Genomic DNA, 20,118 nt, shown 5'->3' with positions numbered 1-20,118 from the left:
ACGTCTGCACTGGGCCTTTGGTGGAATAAATGCTGGATCGTCAGACGGCTAAGTTAACCCAGCATTAACAGAAAACTTCTTCCCGGAAAGCATAGATAACGCGAGCCCTGTAGGAACTGCCGAAGGCTGCGATCTTTTGATTTTGATTTTAAAAAAAAAGATCAAAAGATCGCAGCCTTCGGCAGCTCCTACAGGATGAATGTCATAAAAAAGCCCCGCACATTGAAAGATGTGCAGGGCTTGAGATCCATCCTGAAAGCGTAGCTTCAATAACGGTTCGGTTCCATTTCCAGCTCGACATGGAAACGCTCTGAAATGTCTTTCTGAATGCGCTGTGCCAGGTCGAGCAACTGCAACCCGGTGGCGCCGCCGTAGTTGACCAGCACCAGTGCCTGCAACTTGTGCACGCCCGCGTCGGCTTCGCGGAAACCTTTCCACCCTGCCCGCTCGATCAACCAGCCGGCGGCCAGTTTCATTTGCCCGTCAGGTTGCGCGTAGGCCACCAGATCCGGATGTTCGACCTTGAGTCGGGCAACCAGCGCCGCCGAGACCAACGGGTTCTTGAAGAAACTGCCGGCATTGCCGAGCACCACCGGGTCCGGCAGTTTTTCGTTGCGGATGCTGCAAATGGCCTGGCTGACATCGGTGGCGGTCGGATGATCGATGCCTTGTTCAGTCAAGCGCTGGCGCACCGGGCCGTATTCCAGATGCAGGTGCGCGGTGCGGTCGAGGTTGAAACGCACCCGCAGAATCAGCCAGCGCCCCGGCTGCTGTTTGAACAGGCTGTCGCGGTAAGCGAAGTTGCATTCTTCCAGGGTGAAGTCGCGCAGTTCGCCGCTTTGACGATCGAGCGCAGTCAGGCCGGCAAACACGTCCTTGATTTCCACCCCGTATGCGCCGATGTTCTGCATCGGTGCCGCGCCGACGGTGCCAGGAATCAAGCTAAGGTTTTCCAGGCCGGACAAACCCTGAACCAAGGTGTGTTGCACGAACGGATGCCAAGGCTCGCCAGCCTCTGCTTCGATCACCACTTTGTTGCCGTCGTCGCTCACCACCCGAATGCCACGGGTGGCCATGCGCAGCACCAGCGAATCGATATCGGCAGTCAGCAACAAATTGCTGCCACCGCCGATCACCAGCAGCGGCACATCATGTTCCTGCGCATAGGCCAGCGCTTCGCGCACATCGGCGTCGCTATGCGCCTCGGCAAACAGGCGGGCCTGAACATCCACGCCAAAACTGTTGAACGGCTTGAGCGAAACCTGCGAACACACCTGCAAACTCATAACCGCCCCTTCAACTCGATCACCAGCAAATCACTGGCACGCTCGATCAAATCCAACACTTGCTCGAAGCCCTGATCGCCATCGTAGTACGGGTCAGGCACTTCATCGACGTCCGACTCGTAGCGCCGCAGGAACAGGTCCAGCTCGGCCTTGCCCTTCGCCGGTTGCAAGGCCTTGAGGTTGCGCAGGTTGCTGTTGTCCATCGCGAGGATCAGGTCGTACGTGGCGAAATCGGCGCGGGTCACTTGCTGGGCGCGCTGGGCGGACAGGTCGTAACCACGCAGTTTCGCCGCTGCCTGACTGCGCTTGTCCGGTGCCTTGCCGACGTGCCAGTCACCGGTGCCGGCCGAGGCGACTTCGATTTGATCCGCCAGCCCCGCCTCGCGCAGTTTATGCCGCAGCACGCCTTCGGCCGTGGGTGACCGGCAGATGTTGCCCAGGCACACAAACAAAACCCGCATCAGGCCTCCAGCAGGCGACGAACGCGCTCAAGGTCTTCAACAGTGTCGACGCCGGGCGGCGGTGCGATCAGCGCATCGGCGACGTGAATTCGTACGCCGTGCCACAGCGCGCGGAGTTGTTCCAGGCACTCGGTGTTTTCCAGCCAGCATGGACCCCAGTTGACGAAGTCCTGCAAGAAACCGGCGCGGTAGGCATAGATGCCGATGTGGCGACGGTACGGAACGCCTTCCGGCAGCTGCTCGCGGCTTTGGGCGAAAGTATCGCGCGCCCATGGCAATGTGGCGCGACTGAAAGTCAGCGCCAGGCCATTGAGGTCGCTGACGACCTTGACCACGTTGGGATTGAACAGGGTTTCGACGTCTTCGATCGGCTCGGCCAGGGTGGCCATGCGCGCTTCGGTGTGCGCCGCCAGGTTAGCGGCGACCTGATCGATCACGCTCGGCGGGATCAGCGGTTCGTCGCCCTGGACGTTAACGACGATGGCGTCGGGCGCCAGGCCCAGTTTCGCCGCGACTTCCGCCAGGCGATCAGTGCCGGAATTGTGGTCTTCGCGAGTCAGCACCACTTCGGCGCCAAAACCCTTGCAGGCCTCGACAATGCGCGCATCGTCAGTGGCGACCACCACGCGCTGGGCGCTGCTTTTGCTCGCCTGTTCCCAGACGTGCTGAATCATCGGCTTGCCGCCGATCAGCAGCAGCGGCTTGCCCGGCAAACGGGTGGAGGCGTAACGCGATGGAATGACGACGGTGAAGGCTGTGGTCATTTATCCAGGCGCTCGTCGGTGGTCAGGGTACGGGCTTCGCTTTCGAGCATCACCGGGATACCGTCGCGAATCGGGTACGCCAGGCCGGCGCCCTTGCTGATCAGCTCGGTCTTGTCGGCGCTGAGCTTGAGCGGGCCTTTGCAGACCGGGCAAGCGAGGATGTCGAGCAATTTGGTGTCCATGAGCATTCCCTGGAAAAAAACGGATTTAAGGCAACAGACGAGCCGGCAACAGGCGCATCAGCTGTGTATCGAACCAGGCCACGAAGGCCGGCGACGGCACAGCATCAACCGCCAGGTACCACCAATCGGCGGCGGCGAAGGCACGGCACTTCACCGCGTCCTTTTCGGTCATAACCAACGGCAATGACGGGGTAAAATTCAAGGCCTGCACGCTGTATTCGGCGTGGTCGGCAAACGCATGTGGAACAGGCTGCCAGTGTAACGTTTCGAGGGTATTGAAGAAACGCTGCGGATTGCCGATCCCGGCCACCGCGTGCAAGGCCTGACCGGGCGCGAAATGGTCGAGGGGACGACGCTCAGCGCTTTGCAGATTGATCAGCGCAGTCGGTTGCAGCTGGAAGGCGAAACCGCCGTCACGATCAGCCGCGGCACCGTTGTAGAGCACGGCGTCGACGCTTTGCAGACGCTCCATCGGCTCACGCAAAGGCCCGGCCGGCAAGCATCGCTGATTACCCAGGCCTCGGGCATTGTCGATCAGCACCAGTTCCAGGTCACGAGCCAAACGGTAATGTTGCATACCGTCATCGGACAGGATCAGGTCCAGCGGCTCACTCGCGAGCAAGGCTTTGACGGCGGCGCTGCGATTCGGATCGATCATCAAAGGTACGCCCGTGCGCTGGACAATCAGCAGAGGTTCATCACCTGCAACGTCCGCGCTTTGATCGGCTTCGACCCGCCACGGCAACCGTGGCGGCTTGGCACCGTAGCCACGGCTGACCACGCCGACCCGCAAACCGCTGCGCTGGCAATGCTCGATCATCCACAGAATCAGCGGCGTCTTGCCGGTACCGCCGACGGTGATGTTGCCGACGATGATCAGCGGCACGGGCGGCTGGTAGATCTCACCCTCGCCGGCCAGGAAGCGCTTGCGCTTGTTAATGACCACGCGCCGGTACAACCACTCCAGCGGCTGCAACAGCTTGAGGGCCGGATGACCTTGATACCAAGCGGCGAGCAGGCGATCGGACATGGCCATCAGGGCGCGGGCGCCGCCGCTTCGACTGTGGTCATGCGCAGGTGGTTGAAGCCGAGCTTGCCAGCGGCGTCCATGGCCGTGATGACGGATTGATGCTGGGATTTGCCGTCGGCGCTGATGGACAGCGGCCGATTGGTGTCGCCATTGGATTCTTTCTGCAATGCGTCCATCAGGGTGGCCAAATCGCTTTTCGGCAGGACCTGGTTGTTCACCGAGAACACGCCGTCGGCACTGATCGCGATGTCCAGTTGCTTGGATTGGTCCTCGGCGGGCGAACCGCTAACGGCTTCCGGCAGCTCGACGCGCAGTTGGGTTTCACGGGTAAAAGTCGTCGTCACGACGAAAAACAGCAGCAGGATAAACACCACGTCAATCAGCGACGCGAGGTTGATATCCACGTTCTCCCGTTGCTTGCGGCGGAATTTCACGCTTTGCCCCCAGCCAGGTCTACATCACGATCACCCTGAACGACTTCGACCAGTTTGATCGCTTCCTGCTCCATGCCTACCACCAGCTCATCGATCCGGCGTTGCAGGAAACGGTGGAAGAACACCGACGGGATACCGACCATCAGGCCCGCAGCCGTGGTGATCAACGCTTTCGAGATACCACCGGCCAGCACCGAGGCGTTGGTGGTCATGCCCGTGCCCATGAACGCGCTGAAAATGTCGATCATGCCCAGCACCGTACCGAGCAGGCCCAGCAACGGAGCCATGGCGGCGATGGTGCCGAGGGCGTTGATGTAGCGCTCCAGTTCGTGGATGACGCGCGCGGCGGCCTCTTCGATGCACTCTTTCATGATCTCGCGACCATGTTTGGAGTTGGCCAGGCCAGCCGCCAGGATCTCACCCAGTGGCGAGTTGGCGCGCAGCTCCTTGAGTTTTTCCTTGTTGAGTTGCTTGTCCTTGATCCAGACCCAGACCTGCCCGAGCAAATGCTCCGGGGTCACACGACTGGCTCGCAGGGTCCACAGACGCTCGGCAACGATTGCCATTGCCGCGATGGAACTCAGGATGATCGGCAGCATCATCCAGCCGCCGGATTTGACCAATTCCCACACAGTGACAATCCCCTCGAAAAAGTGCGCCACTCTAACATAGGGGGTCGGCGCACCGAAGACCGTGATGTCGCATCCGGTCGGCCTGTCATAACTCGCGGTTATTGATTCAAGGGCGGCGGATCGCGCCAGAAGCGCCGTTCCAGACGCATTGCGTGCGGCGATCCAAAACGTCCCAGTTGCAGATGAATGGCCCCCTGCTCCGCACTGTCGTAAATCGCCATGTCGCGCTTTCGATAGCGCGCCAGCACCGTCGGGTGCGGATGACCGAACGAATTACCCTGCCCCCTTGAAATCAGCACGGCTTTGGGCTGCAAGCCGTTGAGCAGCGCCATCGATGACGAACTGCGACTGCCATGGTGCGGTGATTGCAGCCACTCGGTGGTGACGGCCATGGGGCTGTCAAGCAGAGCTTTTTCGGCGGCAATGTCGATGTCGCCGGTCAACAACATTCGTTCGCCATTGGCTTCAATCTGCAAAACGCAGGATTTCTGATTGCTGTCACTGGCCGACGGCCATTGCCAAAGTTGGAACTTCACCGCGTCCCAGGTCCACTGGTGACCACTCTCACAGGCCTCGGCGTGCAACTCGACAGGCAGGGCCAGCGGGTCGCCACTGAGCACCCTTGTCACTGGTAGCCCACTGGCAACCGCCCGCGCGCCACCGGCATGATCGGCGTCGGCGTGACTGATCAGCATCAGGTCAAGTTGTTTCACGCCGAGTTTGCGCAATGACGGCAGCACCACTCGTTCACCGAGGTCGAAATCGCCGAAACGCGGGCCGGTGTCATACAGCAGCGTGTGATGGCGCGTGCGCACAAGGATGGCCAAGCCCTGGCCGACATCCAGTTGCCAGACTTCGGCGATGCCTTGCGATAACATCGGGCGTGGCGGAAAAACCAGCAATAGCAGCATCGGCCAGCCCAACGGGCGCATCGGTACGCCGCGCGGCAGCAACAGTAAAACGGCGCCCAAGGCACCGATGCACCAGACCCACAGCGGAATCGCCGTCGGCACCCATGCTGGAATCTGTCCGGCCATCAGGGCCAGGCCGCGGAACAGTCCGTCGATCAAACCACCCGCTAGCCACAGCAACCCTTCGCCCACATAAGGCACCGGCAACAACAGCGTCCCGAGCAAGGCCGGTGGCAGCACCACCAGACTGATCCACGGCACCGCCAACAAGTTGACCAGCGGTCCGCTAACGCTGATCGGCAAGCCGAGTACCAGCAGCAACGGGCCCAGGCCGATTGCGATCAGCCATTGCGCGCGGGTCCAGGTTTGCCACCAGCGCCACGGTCCCAGCCGACCGCCGAAGGTGAAGATCAGCACCGCCACCGCCGCGAACGACAACCAGAATCCCGGTTGCAAACTCGCCAACGGGTCCAACAGCAAAACGCCATTGAGCGCCAGCAGCAAAGGCCACCAGGCGCCAAGATGGCGGAAGCGAAGACGCCATAACAGCACCAAACCGATCATCAGACAGGCTCGACGCACCGGCACCTCGAAGCCGGCCAACAGCCCATAACCAATTGCGGCCGCGAATGCCAGGCCACAGGCCCAGGGCAGCCAGGGCAGGCGGCTTGGCCACAGGCCATAACGGGCGAGTCCGGCAATCAACAGATACACAACCCCCGCCAGCAGCCCGACGTGTTGCCCGGATATCACCAACAAATGCACGGTGCCGGTGTCTTGCAGCACCTGCCAGTCTTCGCGACTGAGCCCGGCGCCGTCTCCGAGCACCAACGCCGCCAGCGCCCCGGCTCGGCCTTGGGCGTCTGTCGCCAGCAACCGCTGGCGGATGCCGTCGCGCCAGGCCCAGCGTGCCTCGGCCAGTCGTTCGCCGTCCTTGACCGTGCCGGTCGCGCCGATGCGTTGCGCGAGCAGCCAGGCGTCGTAATCGAAGGCATGGGGATTGAGCAGCCCGGCAGGACGCTTTAACTTGACCGCCAGTCGCCAACGTTCGCCGCTGTTCACTGGTGGTCCGTCGTACCAGGCCAGGCGCATCAGTGGCGGCACTTTGCCGTGTCGCGAGCGTGCGTCCGCCAGTTCGAAACGCACCACGCCGTCGTTGTGCTGGGGCAAGCCCACCACCCGCCCTTCGACCCAGCGCGTTTGACCGTCCAGGTTCGGGGGCAAGCGATCATCCAGCGCCCATTGCGCCTGCAAACAGGCCCAACTCAAACCGAACAGGAAAAACGCTACCGGATAGGTCCTGAACGGCAACAACATCAAACCTACAACCGGCATCAACAGCCATAACCCGACCGGCGGCAATGCCGGTAAAAAACGCAAGGCCAACAGACCCAACGCCAGCGCCAACATCCCTGTGCGCATAAGCCCGTCCTTGAGAGTCCCGTCCCTAGGCATAGACGAGTGATCGCACGGCCGTCGTTATTAATTGTCACAAAGTCTGAATGGGCGGCCCGCAGAATCCAGACATACTTGCCGCCTTAACCGACCGAGAAGCCTTATGCCCCGGCGCTTATTCAAACGCTACATGCCAGACCCGACCAGCATCAAGGAACACAAATCCTTACGCTTTCTCGGCACTCTGCTGCATGACCCGAACCTCTGGCACCTCAATCGCCATTCCGTCGCCCGGGCCATGGCGGTCGGTCTGTTCGCGGCATTCCTGCCGATTCCGTTGCAGATGCTGGTTGCTGCGATTCTCGCGATCATCGTGCGCGGCAACATGCCTATTGCGGTGAGCCTGGTCTGGCTGACCAACCCGATCACCATGCCGGCGGTTTTCTTCTGCACTTATCAGACCGGCGCCTGGTTGATGGACGTCCCCGCTCGCCATCTGCCGGATGAGCTGACCTGGGAATGGATCCGCGGCGAGTTATCGACTTTGTGGCAGCCATTCTTGTTGGGGTCGGTGGTGACGGGGCTGGTGCTGGGGGCGTTGGCTTATTGCCTGGTGATGATGTACTGGCGCTGGTGGGTAGCGCGGCAGTGGCGGCGACGCAAGCAGCGGCGGATGTGAGAATGCAAAACGGCCTCCCATTGGGAGGCCGCTGTTTTGATTGGGACCCTATCCATTGCGGCGACAACCGCAACAGCATTTGCAAACCCCCAATCTGCAGGAACCGGCTTGCTGGCGATTGCAGGCAGGCGCGGTGATGCCGACTGAACTGCCGTCATCGCCAGCAAGCCGGCTCCTACAGGGCATTTGTGTACTGAGATCTTAAGTACGCATCCCCCGCCCACTCACCAGCAACCGCGCACAACCGAGGTACAACACGACCGTTGCCACCAGCATGAACGTAATCGCAATGCTGATCCGGATATCCGACACCCCAAGAATGCCGTAACGGAATGCGTTGACCATGTGCAGCACCGGGTTGGCCAGCGACACGGTCTGCCAGAATGGCGGCAGCAACGAGATCGAGTAGAACACCCCGCCCAGGTAGGTTAACGGCGTCAGCACAAACGTCGGGATGATCGAGATGTCATCGAAGTTGCGCGCAAACACGGCGTTGATGAAACCCAGCAGCGAGAAGATCGTTGCCGTCAGCACCACCACCAGAATGGTCACGCCCAGGTGATGCACCTGCAAATCGGTGAAGAACAGCGACAGCAGCGTCACGATGATCCCGACCATCAACCCGCGCAATACGCCACCGAGGGTGTAGCCGATCAGGATGGTGTGCGGGGAAACCGGCGATACCATTAGTTCTTCGATGGAGCGCTGGAACTTGCTGCCGAAGAAACTCGATACCACGTTGCCGTAGGAGTTGGTGATCACCGACATCATGATCAGCCCCGGCACGATGTATTCCATATAGGTGAAGCCACCCATATCGCCGATTTGCCGACCGATCAGGTTACCGAAAATCACGAAATACAGAACCATGGTGATCGCTGGCGGCAGCAGCGTCTGCGGCCAGATCCGGGTAAAGCGCCGGACCTCACGGTAAACAATGGTGTTGAGGGCAACGAGGTTGGGTTGCAGCTCGGAACTCATACCGCCACCTTCGACAGATTTTTCTCCACCAGGGACACGAACAACTCCTCGAGGCGATTGGTTTTGTTACGCAGGCTCAACACTTCAATGTTTTGCTGCGCCAGCTGAGTGAACAGCGCCGTGATGCCCATGCTCTTGTCGACCTGGACTTCCAGGGTGTGACCATCGAGCAAGCGTGACGGATAACCGATCAGTTGCGGCGGCGCGCTGACACCGTTCTTCAAGTCCAGCAGGAAAGTCTCGACATGCAGCTGACCGAGCAACTGCTTCATGCTGGTGTTTTCGACGATGACGCCGTGGTCGATGATGCCGATGTTGCGGCACAGCTGCTCAGCCTCTTCCAGATAGTGCGTGGTGAGGATGATGGTGATGCCTTTCTGGTTCAGCTCGGTGAGGAAGGTCCACATCGAACGTCGCAGTTCGATGTCCACGCCGGCAGTCGGTTCGTCGAGGATCAACAGGCGCGGTTCGTGAACCAGCGCACGGGCGATCATCAAACGACGCTTCATGCCGCCGGACAGCGAACGCGACGGCACATCGCGTTTGTCCCACAGACCGAGTTGGGTCAGATACTGCTCGGCGCGCTCCTTGGCGACTTTCGATGGAATGCCGTAGTAACCGGCCTGGGTCACGACGATGTCGAAGGTCTTTTCGAACTGGTTGAAATTGAATTCCTGGGGCACGACGCCGATGGAGCGTTTGAGCTGCGCCGGGTTCTTGTCCAGGTCGTGACCGAAGATATTCACCGTGCCGCTGGTCTTGTTCACCAGGGTCGAGAGAATGCCGATGGTCGTGGATTTGCCGGCGCCGTTCGGGCCGAGCAAGGCGAAGAAGTCACCTTCGGCGACATCCAGATCGATACCACTCAGGGCCTGGAAACCGTTGCCGTAGGTTTTGGTTAGCTGCCGGATGGACAGAGCGGAACTCATATCGGATTTATGCACCAAGAAGGGAAGAAAAGGATAAATAGTGGCGGGCGGCGAGCAATGCAACCGCGCTGCATGAGCGCAATGGTGCTTGTCGCCGCCACACAAGTACAGTCAAGTGTGTCGATAGTAGGTATTAAGTCAACGCGGTCATAACGGCCTTGCGATACGCCGGACGCTCTTGCAACCGCGCGTACCAAGCCTCTAGATGTGGCATTGGCGCACGCTCGATCGGCATCTCGAACCAGGCATAAATGAAACTGCCCAGGGGAATGTCGCCCATGCCGATCTCGTCACCGGACAGGTAAGGCTTGGTCGCCAGCGCTTGATCGGCCATCGCCAGCAGCGCTTCGCATTCCTTGATCGCAGCCTTGATCGCGGGCCAGTCCTGCTGATCGGCCGGGGTACGCAACACGCCCCAGAAAACCGTGCGGAACGGTCCGGCCAAATTGGAAGTGGTCCAGTCCATCCACTTGTCCGCGGTGGCCCGTACTTGCGGATCTGCCGGACACCACGGGGTATTCGCCGCATGTTTGGCCAACAGGTAACGGACGATGGCGTTGGATTCCCACAATACGAAACCGTCGTCTTCAATCACCGGCACACGGCCATTGGGGTTCATGGCGCGGTACTCGGGCGTATCGACGACACCATAGGCGCCGCCCGCATCGATGGCCTCGTAGTCCAGGCCCAGCTCCTCGGCGGCCCACAAAGGTTTTCTGACATTCGATGAATTTTTCCGACCCCAGATCTTCAGCATGACCGCCCTCTCGATTGATGAATGCGCAGGCAGCATACGCCGGATCAGGCGCGACTCAAATCGCTCTGCATGTCGCCCAGCAGCTGCGGTAGCTGCTCGCCAAACAGGTGCGGATAACACTTTTCAAGGTGTTCGAAGAAGAACGTTTCCGGTACGTCGGTGTATTGACCGTGATCAATCAGGTACTCCATCAACTTCTCGCCGTCGCGATTGAAGGGATGAAAAACGCTGTCGTTGATCCCGTCGAATTCCAGCGGCGCCACATTGAACAGCTCGCACAAACCCTGGTTGAAGGCAGGCGTCGCCTTGACCCAACGCCCGTTCAAATAAAGCTCGGTGTAGCCGTGCATGGCGAACACGTCGCTCTTGAGCAATTGGAGCAAACGCGGCGTCGACAAATGATTGCGCACATCCGCCAGACCGATCCGTGCAGGTATCCCGCAATGCCGTGCTGCACCGGCCAGCAACGTGGCTTTGGGCACGCAGTAACTTTCCCCGGTCGTCAGCGCATAGCTGCCGCGCAAGGTTTGCGGATCACGGCTGAAGGTATACGGGTTGTAACGCACGGCCTCGCGCACGGCGTAATAGAGATGGATCGCCTGCTCGAGCGAGTCGCGACTGGCGCCACGATGTTTTTCGGCGAACTCCACCACCGAGGGGTGGTCACTATCGATGAAGCGACCGGGACTCAGATACTCGTGCATGAGGGCAATCTCCTGGGGAAGTCCCGAGTCTAGCGAGAGGTTCAGCACAGAGATAACGACGTTTCGGCCAAACATGGGCGCTTTGCCGCCCGCTCAATGAACGATCTTTCACGGTCTGTCGCGGATAAGGCCTACACAATCATCCAGGGTTTCCCACGATTTCAATCACATCGCTCTGACCACCCCGTTTCGCGGATGCCGTCTAAGCTCTGTGGGTTGGTTCGCCCTGGGTTCACGGAGGATTAAATATGCTGCTGTTGTGGATACTGGTTCTGGTTGTCGGGATAGCTTATTTAGCCCACCGTCGCATCGCGCCACTGCCTGCCTTGGGCATCGTGGCTGTCTATCTGCTGGCAATGGGCGCGTTCAGCCGCGCACCGGGTTGGCTGCTGTTTATCTTCTGGGTGCTGACCGCCGCTGTGGCGGCGCCCCTGCTATTGCCTGATCTGCGGCGCAAATTCTTCAGCGCACCGATGTTCAACTGGTTCCAGAAAACCCTGCCGCCGATGTCGGAAACCGAACGCGATGCCATCGAAGCGGGCACCGTGTGGTGGGACGGCGAACTGTTCAGTGGTCGCCCGGACTGGAACAAACTGCTGTCCTATCCCAAAGTGCAACTGAGCGAAGAGGAACAGGCCTTTATTGACGGCCCGACCGAAGAACTCTGCGGCATGGTCAGCGACTGGCAGCTCGGTCAAACCATGGATTTGCCCGCCGAGGCTTGGGCTTACATCAAGGACAACGGCTTCTTTGCCCTGATCATTCCCAAGGAGTTTGGCGGCAAGGGTTTCTCCGCTTACGCCCACTCCCAGGTGGCGATGAAACTGGCGAGCCACAGCGGCGACCTCGCCTCCACCGTGATGGTCCCCAACTCCCTCGGCCCTGCCGAACTGTTGCTGCATTACGGCACTGACGAACAACGCAACCATTACCTGCCACGTCTGGCGCGCGGCGACGAGATTCCCTGCTTTGCACTGACCGGTCCTCTGGCCGGTTCCGACGCGGGCGGCATGCCCGACACCGGGGTGATTTGCAAAGGTGAATGGGAAGGCAAGGAAACCCTCGGCCTGCGCCTGAACTGGGAAAAGCGCTACATCACCCTGGGCCCGGTGGCCACCCTGCTCGGCCTGGCGTTCAAGGCTTACGATCCGGACCATTTACTGGGAGAAGAGGAAGACCTGGGCATCAGCCTGGCACTGATTCCGACCGATCTCCCCGGCGTTGAAATCGGCCGTCGACACCTGCCATTGGGTGCGGCGTTCATGAACGGCCCGAACTCCGGCAAGGACGTTTTCGTGCCGCTGGAGTTCTTGATCGGCGGCCAGGAAATGCTCGGCAAAGGCTGGATGATGCTGATGAATTGCCTGTCGGTCGGGCGTTCGATCTCCCTGCCGGCGGTAGGCACTGGCATGGCCAAGTTCACTAGCCTGGTAACCGGCCAGTACGCGCAGATTCGCGAGCAGTTCAACGTTCCGATCTCCGCTTTCGAAGGCATCCAGGAAGCCATGGCGCGTATCGGTGGCAACGCCTGGATGATGGACGCCGCACGAATGCTGACTGCCAACGCAGTGGACCTCGGCGAGAAACCATCGGTGCTGTCGGCGATTCTCAAGTACCACCTCACCGAACGCGGTCGCGAGTGCATCAGCCAGGCGATGGATGTGCACGGCGGCAAGGCGATCATCATGGGGCCGAACAACTACCTCGGGCGCAAATGGAACGGCGCGCCGATTTTCATTACCGTGGAAGGCGCGAACATTCTGTCGCGCAACCTGATGATCTTCGGCCAAGGCGCAATTCGCTGCCATCCTTTCGTACTCAAGGAAATGGCCCTCGCGACTCGCGAGGACAAGGATCAGGCACTGATCGAATTCGACGGTTTGCTGCTCAAACACATCGGTTTTGCGGTGAGCAACGCGGCCAGCACGTTGGTGCTGAACCTCGGTTTCGGGCATCTGGAACACGTGCCCGGCGACAAGCTCAGCCAAGGTTACTTCCGCGCACTCAACCGTCAGGCCGCTGCGTTCGCGCTGCTCGCCGACCTCAGCATGATGTTGCTCGGCGGCGAACTGAAACGCCGCGAACGCCTGTCGGCACGTCTGGGTGATGTCCTCAGCAACATGTACCTGGCGAGCGCCGCGCTCAAGCGCTACAACGACCTCGACGCGCCGGAATACATGACGCCGCTGTTCACCTGGGCCATGGAGGAAAGCCTGGGGCACGGCGAGCGAGCCATGGATGAGCTGCTGAGCAACTTCCCGAACAAGGTGTTGGGCTGCCTGTTGCGGGTGATCGTGTTCCCGTTCGGTCGTCGCCATAAGGGGCCATCGGACAAGCTCGGTGCCGAAGTTGCAGCAGTGATCGGTCGTGCCAAGGGCGATCCGGCCCTGGAGGAATTGCTCTTAGGCTGCTATCGCCCGCAATCGAACGAAGATCCGGTAGGTGTCCTGCAACACGCCTACGATCAGTTGAACGCTGCACAACCCTTGCGAAAAAAACTGCATGTCGCGCTCAAGAGCGGCCAACTCAAACCGGCCGCTGGCGAACATGTCATCGATGCGGCACTGGAAGCCGGCGTGTTGCAACCGGTCGAAGCGCAGACCCTGCGTGACGCAGAAGCGGCGCAGCGCAAGGTGATCGATGTCGATGATTTCGATAAAGAGGAAATAGCACTGACCGATGGTAAGGTCCGCTGACCCATCCGGCTCTCTATCATGGGAAAATGCGCGCGGGAGCTTTATACTCCCGCGCCCGTTTTGCTCTTGAGGACTTATCTCGTGTCCAACATCGTTGCCGACCATCTCGTTTTGCTCGACCATTTGCGCAGCATCCTGGTCGCCGTGGGTGAGGCCGAACAGGTTCCCGACGAAAGCCATGCCTTGTTCCTCGAGCGCTTCGACGAACTGCTTGCACTGCTGCCGGTCGACCCGATCGAAAGCCAATATCTGGGCCAGGACATCCTTTGCCAGGTCATCACCCGCTATCCGCAAATCGCCCATTTGGTGCCGCGCGACCTGCTGTGGTACTTCGCCGGTGACTGCCTGCACTACATGCCCGATGATGAAATCGACCTGTATCAGGCGCTGGAAGAACGTCGCTTCGAAGCCGAACAGAATGACGAACCGTTTGACTGGAACCAGGAAAAGCAGCTGCTGGCGTTGTCGAATCAGGACAGTAAGCACTGATGCAAAAGGCCCGCATGGTTGAACATGCAGGCCTATTTTTTTGGATCTTTTGCTTTTGATTCAGAACAACCCATCACTCTCGGGCAACTCATACTCCGATACAGCCGTACTCAAGTTGCCGGGCTTGCCTGGTTTGCCCAGCGTCGGTTCATTCTCCATGCACTCCACCAGGTAATCGATCAACACCCGTAGCTTGGGTGGCAGGTAGCGAGTAGGCGAATGCAGTAACCAGGCGCCGCCGTGGTAGGACGCCAGAAACGTCCAGTCTGGCAGCACTTGCACCATCAACCCCTTCTCCAGGGCACGACGCGCCGTGAAATACGGCAGGCTGCCAATACCGATATGCTGCAACACCGCGCCAAAACGTACACCCGTGTGATTGGCGGCGTATCGCCCGCGCACGCCGACGGTGACAGATTTGCTGCCTTTCTTGAACTTCCAGCGCGCATCGCTCGGGGTTTCGCCCAAGTAAATGCAACTGTGGTTGAGCAAGTCATGGGGGTGAGTCGGCGTACCGTGCTCAGCCAGATATTGGGGTGTGGCGCAGAGTAAATGGTCGATGCTCAGCAACTGTCGCCCCACCAATCCCGCTGGCGGCCGGTCGGTGATACGAATCGCCAGGTCGACGTGATCGTCGATCAGGTCCACCTGCCGATCCTCCAGCAATAGCTCTACATCCACCTTGGGATAACGGCGCAAAAACTCCGGTATATGCGGGTGAATTACGATCCGGCCGACCGCTTTCGGGACGCTGAGGCGCACCACCCCCTCGGGCTCATCTGTGAACTGACCACTGATTTCCATGACTGAGCGAGCCGCGTTGACCATCTCCTGACAACGCTTGAATACCTCCTCGCCACCGTCACTCAAACGTAACTTGCGCGTGGTCCGTTGCAGCAAACGGGTGGCCAGCGCCTTCTCCAGTCGCGAGATGCTGCGACTCACAGCCGAGGGCGAAGAGCCCAATTGACGAGCCGCTTCGGAGAAGCTGCCGGTCTCGACAACCTTGACGAAAATCGCCATTTCTCCGAGCAGCGGCAGTGGAAGATTTATGCTCACGACGCAACAGTCCTTTGATGTTTGAACGGATTATCACGTAATTCCACACTTCATATAATGAAAAATGGAAACATTCATACGAGCATGGAATATGACGCTTCGCCTCTTTTTCCATAGTGATGACCTCAAGGCCAATGTGGAAATCCTGGAATGCACGCCCCATGAGAACGAGTTCGCCGTGGTGTTGCGCGCAACATTGTTTCACCCTCAGGGCGGCGGGCAACCCTTTGACACCGGCTGGATTGGCGAAAGCCGGGTGCTGCGCGTGGTTCAGGATCCGGATCGGATCGTCCATTTCGTCGATCATCCGGTAAAGCCTGGCATGACCCAGATCCGGGTCGATGAGCCGCGCCGCCAGCTCAATACACGCATGCACTCCACCGGCCATTTGATTGGCCATTTAGTCCAGGCCATGGGCTGGATGCCGATCAAGGCGCATCACTGGCCTGGCGAAGGTCGCGTGCAGTTCAAGCCTGCAGAATCGGCACTCGACGTCGACGTCCAGACCGTTCAACACGGCATCGAGCAGTGGATCGCCCACGATCTACCGCGCCTGACGTCGTTGCGCGAAGGCGACCGGGAAATCGGGTTCGGTGAACTGCCCGCCTATGGCTGCGGTGGCACCCATGTACGGAGCCTGAAGGATTTGGGCACGGTCACAATCGAATCCGTTTCGCAAAAGAAAGGCACGTTGTCCGTCCACTATCACGTGGATTGAGCCTTTAGGCGATGTCGCCTGCGACATCGCATACCTCCGAGGGAGCCTGCATTCGCAGGCTTCGTTGACGCTCTGATAGATGGACCTGAGATGCTTTCGAATTACCTGGGTGAGTTTCTGGCGCTGGCGACCATTCACTTTCTGGCCGTGGTCGCTCCCGGACCGGATTTTGCGGTGACGATTCGCCAGAGCGTGCGTTTCGGCCGCGTGGTTGGCATCTGTACAGCCTTGGGGATCGGCGCGGGGATTTCCGTTCACGTGCTGTACACCTTACTGGGCGTAGGTGCGTTGATGCACACCATTCCCTGGTTGCTGACGGTGGCCAAGGTCGTGGGCGGTGCCTACATTCTTTATCTGGGTGTGAACCTGCTGCGCAGTCGTCCGAAGTCAGTTATGGAAGGCGATGAGCCGACTGATAAACCCGTCGTCGAGCAAACGTTGCTGAAGGCGTTTACTACAGGCTTTTTGACTAACGCCACCAACCCCAAAGCCACCCTGTTCTTCCTGGCAATCTTCACCACCATCATCAGCGCCAGCACGCCGCTGGAGATTCAGGCGCTGTACGGAGTGTGGATGTGCGTTGTGAATGCGCTGTGGTTTGTGATTGTTGCGGTGTTCTTTTCAAGCAGCAGGGTGAGGTTGCTGTTTATGCGGATGGGGCACTGGTTCGAACGCACGATGGGCGTGATCCTTATTCTTTTTGCGGGACGGTTGATTTTGTCGATGTAAATTCACCGCGCATTAAAAAGGCCCGCTCAGACTGACTGGCGGGCCTTTTTATTTGGTGGTCATTCGTCGAATTCTCTAAAGAACTGTCAACTCTGACAGTAGTCAGGGAGAGCTTTCGGGGGTGTAGTTCGATCAACGAGGCACGGCGATCAAACCTACTGATCGCTGCGCAAAGGAGTTGATCCATGCCGGAATCACACTTAATACACCACCCTGCCCCGCAACAACCCCACTACGCTTACCTGCCTGACTTTGTTCAGGCACGAATAGAAAGTCACTCCATTGGGCGGGTCCAGCAACGCTGGGCAGGTCAGCATTTGTTGCGTGGCGCAGAACCGGGTCCCGACGCACTGCATCTGTCGAGCAACGACTATCTTTGCCTGGCAACCGAGCATCAATTGATCGAAGCCCAGGCCCGCGCCGTCCTTCAAACCCGGCACCAATTGTTGATGTCTGCCGTGTTCCTTCACGGTGACACGCCCATGGCCAAGCTGGAGCAACGGTTGGCGCACTTCATGGGCGCTCAAGCCAGTATCCTTTGCCAATCAGGCTGGACCGCCAATGTTGGACTGCTGCAAGCTATTGCCAGCCCCACCATCCCTGTTTATCTGGATATCCATGCGCACATGTCTTTGTGGCAGGGAGCGCACGCCGCGGGTGCGCGCTCAGTCGCTTTCGCTCACAACGACGCCACGCATGCGGAGCGCCAGATCAAGAAACATGGTCAGGGAATCATTGCCGTCGATGCGATCTACAGCACCAATGGCAGTCGCTGCCCATTGACTGATTTCGCCGATGTTGCCCAACGGCATAATTGCGCGCTGGTCGTCGACGAATCCCATTCTCTCGGAACGCATGGGACACAGGGCGCAGGACTGGTCGCTCACCATCACCTGTACGACAAAGTTCATTTCCAAACCGTCAGCCTGGCCAAGGCATTTGCCGGGCGCGCCGGTCTGATTACGTGCCCTGCCAGTTTCAGGGATTATTTTGCCATGGAGTCCTATCCCGCCATTTTCAGCTCCAGCCTGCTCGATCACGAGTTGACCTGGTTCGAACAGGCTGCTGAATTTCTGCAGCACGCCGATGACCGGCGCAGCAGGCTGCATGCAATCACCCGTAAAGTCAGAACAGCCCTCACGCAACTCGGCTATGACGTGAGTGCAGGAAGCGAACAGATTATTGCCCTGGAACCGGGGCTTGAATTGCTGACCTTGCGATTGCGGGACGCCTTGCAGGCGCGAGGCATATTCGGCTCAGTTTTCTGCGCTCCCGCAACCGGACTCAATCGCTCATTAATTCGACTTTCAATGAACTCTGGTCTCAGCGATGAAGATATTGAGCGTCTGATCGAAGCCTGCGCTGACATTAGAAATGATGTAAGGCTAAAGCTATGGAGACGTTAGACATCAGCCGACTGTTAGGACAGGTACAAATCGCGCACAAACAAAAACGCCGCTCATTGCTGAGCGGCGTTTTTGTTAAATATGGAGCGGGAAACGAGACTCGAACTCGCGACCCCGACCTTGGCAAGGTCGTGCTCTACCAACTGAGCTATTCCCGCAAATGGCGTCCCCTAGGGGACTCGAACCCCTGTTACCGCCGTGAAAGGGCGGTGTCCTAGGCCACTAGACGAAGGGGACACGCTGCCCGGAACACATGGTGTGTGTTTCGGTGCCCAGATCCGCATCCGAAGACTTGGTTCTGGTTTCACTCAGCCCTGCCCGAAAGCAACGCTGTTTAAAATTGGAGCGGGAAACGAGACTCGAACTCGCGACCCCGACCTTGGCAAGGTCGTGCTCTACCAACTGAGCTATTCCCGCATTGGCGTCCCCTAGGGGACTCGAACCCCTGTTACCGCCGTGAAAGGGCGGTGTCCTAGGCCACTAGACGAAGGGGACACACGTACAACATTCACTACCTGCTTCGTTTCGCTGTGTGCTTTACGCTGCAAGTGGCGCGCATTCTATGGATGGATTGAGAGGTCGTCAACCCCCAGTTATAAATTTATTTAAATCAATGACTTCGCCCTGCTTTTCGGCAGCATTCCGGTTTTTCCGTCATCCGGTGTTTGGCGCCTATATTCTGACACCCGCCAAGACGTTATAGTCGACGCACGAGTGATGGCAATCTGCTCCGTGAGTGCCAGCATCTATATAAACAGGTCCAGGCCGATACAAGTTGAAGCCCGCTGATCCAACTCGTCGAGCGGCCCTAGGCGCTTAAATGCCAAGCCACTACACTCGCGCACAAACCCTATAAGAGAGGTCTTACCGGTGACACCACTCATGATCACCCTGCTCGTCGTAGTCGGGATCGCACTCTTGATCGCCATTGGCTACATCAACCATGTGGTGGAAAACAATAAGGTGGAAAGGGCCCGCACCAAGGTTGAACTCAACGATCGCCTGCGTCGTTGCGGAGAAATCACCGAGACCTTTCCCGGCCAGTTAATGACACCAGCGCTCAAGCTGCTGATAACCCGCCTGGAACTGAACGTCTGCCAACGCCTGCTGAACCTGGAAAAGACCAGCTCCAACCTTAAAGCACGAATCACCGAGCTTGAGACCCTGGTTGGCCAAGGCGAGTCGATCCCGGTCAACAACCCGCCGGCACCGATCCAGACCGAAGCCAAGGCCAAGGACGTGCGCTTCCTGCTCGAAGCCTTGCACGGCCAAATCACCCGCGCCGCCCAGGACGGTTTCCTGCCACCCAATGAAGCCAAGCGCTGGATCCGTGAGGTTCGCCATATCCTGGTGCTGCTGCACATCGAATTCTTCAACAATCTCGGCCAGCATTCCCTGCAACAGAACCAGCCGGGTCAGGCACGCCTGGCGTTCGAACGTGGCGTGCAATACCTGCGCAAACAACAGGAACCACAGGTCTACGCCGAACAGCTGGAATACCTGGAAAAACTCCTGGCCCGCGCCAACGCGCAAGTCATGGACCGCATTGCCCCGGTAGAAGGTGAAGTCAACCAGTTGACCGAAGGCCTCAAGGACGTCGAGGCGGATGCGGACTGGAAGAAGAAAGTGATCTACGACTGATCATTGAGCGAATACAGAAAAGCCACCGGAAGGTGGCTTTTCTTTGGGCTCACGGAATCTCGGGGAACAAAGATGACCTGTAGGAGCCAGCTTGCTGGCGATTGGTACACCGCGTTCAACCCGTCACTGCGTGTAATCGTTAACGACCATCGCCAGCAAGCCGGCTCCTACACAAGTACGCATTTCTATCAGGCCGCAATCAAAGCCTGAAATGCCCCACCATCCCCTTCAACTC

At 58.9% G+C, this 20,118-nt stretch carries 20 protein-coding genes and 4 tRNA genes; 7 read left to right on the top strand and 17 right to left on the bottom strand.

Annotated features, from left to right (window positions below):
- Positions 1 to 266 precede the first annotated feature (266 nt).
- The 8 genes from murB to KGB21_RS25930 all read right to left on the bottom strand — a co-directional run bounded on the left by murB (position 267) and on the right by KGB21_RS25930 (position 7,122).
- Complete coding sequence (murB, locus tag KGB21_RS25965; RefSeq protein ID WP_223507138.1) at positions 267 to 1,286, bottom strand: UDP-N-acetylmuramate dehydrogenase; 1,020 nt, start codon at positions 1,284 to 1,286, stop codon at positions 267 to 269.
- Positions 1,283 to 1,747, bottom strand: a complete 465-nt coding sequence (locus tag KGB21_RS25960) for a low molecular weight protein-tyrosine-phosphatase (RefSeq protein ID WP_034149971.1) — start codon at positions 1,745 to 1,747, stop codon at positions 1,283 to 1,285. The genes murB and KGB21_RS25960 overlap by 4 nt, the downstream gene beginning before the upstream one ends.
- Positions 1,747 to 2,511, bottom strand: a complete 765-nt coding sequence (kdsB, locus tag KGB21_RS25955) for a 3-deoxy-manno-octulosonate cytidylyltransferase (protein ID WP_034149972.1) — start codon at positions 2,509 to 2,511, stop codon at positions 1,747 to 1,749. Before kdsB ends, KGB21_RS25960 begins: the two co-directional genes overlap by 1 nt.
- On the bottom strand, positions 2,508 to 2,693 hold the full coding sequence (locus KGB21_RS25950; protein ID WP_003179363.1) for a Trm112 family protein: 186 nt from the start codon (positions 2,691 to 2,693) through the stop codon (positions 2,508 to 2,510). The genes kdsB and KGB21_RS25950 overlap by 4 nt, the downstream gene beginning before the upstream one ends.
- 25 nt (positions 2,694 to 2,718) lie before the next feature.
- Entirely contained in the window at positions 2,719 to 3,729 is a 1,011-nt protein-coding gene (lpxK, locus tag KGB21_RS25945) for a tetraacyldisaccharide 4'-kinase (RefSeq protein WP_223507137.1), read from the bottom strand.
- Complete coding sequence (locus KGB21_RS25940; RefSeq protein ID WP_034149974.1) at positions 3,729 to 4,157, bottom strand: ExbD/TolR family protein; 429 nt, start codon at positions 4,155 to 4,157, stop codon at positions 3,729 to 3,731. Before KGB21_RS25940 ends, lpxK begins: the two co-directional genes overlap by 1 nt.
- Entirely contained in the window at positions 4,154 to 4,789 is a 636-nt protein-coding gene (locus KGB21_RS25935; protein ID WP_223507136.1) for a MotA/TolQ/ExbB proton channel family protein, read from the bottom strand. Before KGB21_RS25935 ends, KGB21_RS25940 begins: the two co-directional genes overlap by 4 nt.
- 98 nt (positions 4,790 to 4,887) lie before the next feature.
- Positions 4,888 to 7,122, bottom strand: coding sequence for a DNA internalization-related competence protein ComEC/Rec2 (locus KGB21_RS25930; protein ID WP_223507135.1), 2,235 nt, complete (start codon positions 7,120 to 7,122; stop codon positions 4,888 to 4,890).
- Between the two features lie 136 nt (positions 7,123 to 7,258).
- On the opposite strand from KGB21_RS25930, the gene KGB21_RS25925 reads away from it, so the two are divergent.
- Positions 7,259 to 7,774 carry a DUF2062 domain-containing protein gene (locus KGB21_RS25925; RefSeq protein ID WP_034149977.1) on the top strand — a complete coding sequence of 172 codons (516 nt, stop codon included), beginning with the start codon at positions 7,259 to 7,261 and terminating at the stop codon, positions 7,772 to 7,774.
- A 201-nt stretch (positions 7,775 to 7,975) separates the two neighbouring features.
- Here the strand turns inward: KGB21_RS25925 and KGB21_RS25920 are convergent, their stop codons facing one another.
- From KGB21_RS25920 to KGB21_RS25905, 4 genes are all read right to left on the bottom strand, one after another.
- Positions 7,976 to 8,755 carry an ABC transporter permease gene (locus KGB21_RS25920; RefSeq protein WP_034149978.1) on the bottom strand — a complete coding sequence of 260 codons (780 nt, stop codon included), beginning with the start codon at positions 8,753 to 8,755 and terminating at the stop codon, positions 7,976 to 7,978.
- Positions 8,752 to 9,684: an ABC transporter ATP-binding protein gene (locus tag KGB21_RS25915; protein WP_034149979.1), complete on the bottom strand. Its 933-nt coding sequence runs from the start codon at positions 9,682 to 9,684 to the stop codon at positions 8,752 to 8,754. The genes KGB21_RS25920 and KGB21_RS25915 overlap by 4 nt, the downstream gene beginning before the upstream one ends.
- Before the next feature lie 133 nt (positions 9,685 to 9,817).
- Positions 9,818 to 10,441: a glutathione S-transferase family protein gene (locus KGB21_RS25910; RefSeq protein ID WP_034149980.1), complete on the bottom strand. Its 624-nt coding sequence runs from the start codon at positions 10,439 to 10,441 to the stop codon at positions 9,818 to 9,820.
- A gap of 44 nt (positions 10,442 to 10,485) precedes the next feature.
- Positions 10,486 to 11,145 carry a transglutaminase-like domain-containing protein gene (locus KGB21_RS25905; protein ID WP_223507134.1) on the bottom strand — a complete coding sequence of 220 codons (660 nt, stop codon included), beginning with the start codon at positions 11,143 to 11,145 and terminating at the stop codon, positions 10,486 to 10,488.
- 248 nt (positions 11,146 to 11,393) lie between these two features.
- On the opposite strand from KGB21_RS25905, the gene KGB21_RS25900 reads away from it, so the two are divergent.
- Complete coding sequence (locus tag KGB21_RS25900; RefSeq protein ID WP_034149982.1) at positions 11,394 to 13,841, top strand: acyl-CoA dehydrogenase; 2,448 nt, start codon at positions 11,394 to 11,396, stop codon at positions 13,839 to 13,841.
- A gap of 81 nt (positions 13,842 to 13,922) precedes the next feature.
- Entirely contained in the window at positions 13,923 to 14,330 is a 408-nt protein-coding gene (locus KGB21_RS25895; protein ID WP_007972361.1) for a PA2817 family protein, read from the top strand.
- A gap of 60 nt (positions 14,331 to 14,390) precedes the next feature.
- Here KGB21_RS25895 and KGB21_RS25890 read toward each other — a convergent pair whose 3' ends face one another.
- Positions 14,391 to 15,389, bottom strand: coding sequence for a LysR family transcriptional regulator (locus KGB21_RS25890; protein ID WP_223507133.1), 999 nt, complete (start codon positions 15,387 to 15,389; stop codon positions 14,391 to 14,393).
- A 91-nt stretch (positions 15,390 to 15,480) separates the two neighbouring features.
- Here KGB21_RS25890 and KGB21_RS25885 point away from each other — a divergent pair, with 91 nt between their 5' ends.
- The 3 genes from KGB21_RS25885 to cqsA all read left to right on the top strand — a co-directional run bounded on the left by KGB21_RS25885 (position 15,481) and on the right by cqsA (position 18,242).
- Entirely contained in the window at positions 15,481 to 16,107 is a 627-nt protein-coding gene (locus KGB21_RS25885; protein ID WP_223507132.1) for an alanyl-tRNA editing protein, read from the top strand.
- Between the two features lie 90 nt (positions 16,108 to 16,197).
- Positions 16,198 to 16,836: a LysE family translocator gene (locus tag KGB21_RS25880; RefSeq protein WP_223507131.1), complete on the top strand. Its 639-nt coding sequence runs from the start codon at positions 16,198 to 16,200 to the stop codon at positions 16,834 to 16,836.
- A 185-nt stretch (positions 16,837 to 17,021) separates the two neighbouring features.
- The gene (cqsA, locus tag KGB21_RS25875) at positions 17,022 to 18,242 is read left to right on the top strand and encodes an alpha-hydroxyketone-type quorum-sensing autoinducer synthase (protein WP_223507130.1); all 1,221 of its coding nucleotides are present in this window, start codon (positions 17,022 to 17,024) and stop codon (positions 18,240 to 18,242) included.
- An 82-nt stretch (positions 18,243 to 18,324) separates the two neighbouring features.
- Here cqsA and KGB21_RS25870 read toward each other — a convergent pair.
- The 4 genes from KGB21_RS25870 to KGB21_RS25855 form a co-directional block, all read right to left on the bottom strand.
- Positions 18,325 to 18,400, bottom strand: a tRNA-Gly gene (locus KGB21_RS25870).
- 3 nt (positions 18,401 to 18,403) lie between these two features.
- Positions 18,404 to 18,479 (bottom strand) — tRNA-Glu (locus KGB21_RS25865).
- A gap of 104 nt (positions 18,480 to 18,583) precedes the next feature.
- A tRNA-Gly gene (locus KGB21_RS25860) sits at positions 18,584 to 18,659 on the bottom strand.
- A 2-nt stretch (positions 18,660 to 18,661) separates the two neighbouring features.
- Positions 18,662 to 18,737: transfer RNA gene (locus tag KGB21_RS25855), tRNA-Glu, on the bottom strand.
- A gap of 387 nt (positions 18,738 to 19,124) precedes the next feature.
- On the opposite strand from KGB21_RS25855, the gene KGB21_RS25850 reads away from it, so the two are divergent.
- A complete protein-coding gene (locus KGB21_RS25850; protein WP_223507129.1) occupies positions 19,125 to 19,883 on the top strand; it encodes a hypothetical protein in 759 nt (252 codons plus the stop codon).
- Positions 19,884 to 20,118: the final 235 nt, after the last annotated feature.

Origin of the sequence: Pseudomonas sp. GL-RE-29, from assembly GCF_019947275.1 — a bacterium.
Lineage (GTDB): Bacteria > Pseudomonadota > Gammaproteobacteria > Pseudomonadales > Pseudomonadaceae > Aquipseudomonas > Aquipseudomonas fluorescens_A.
The sequence above is the reverse complement of the archived record's forward strand: the minus strand, read 5'-3'. Positions and strand labels throughout refer to the sequence as shown.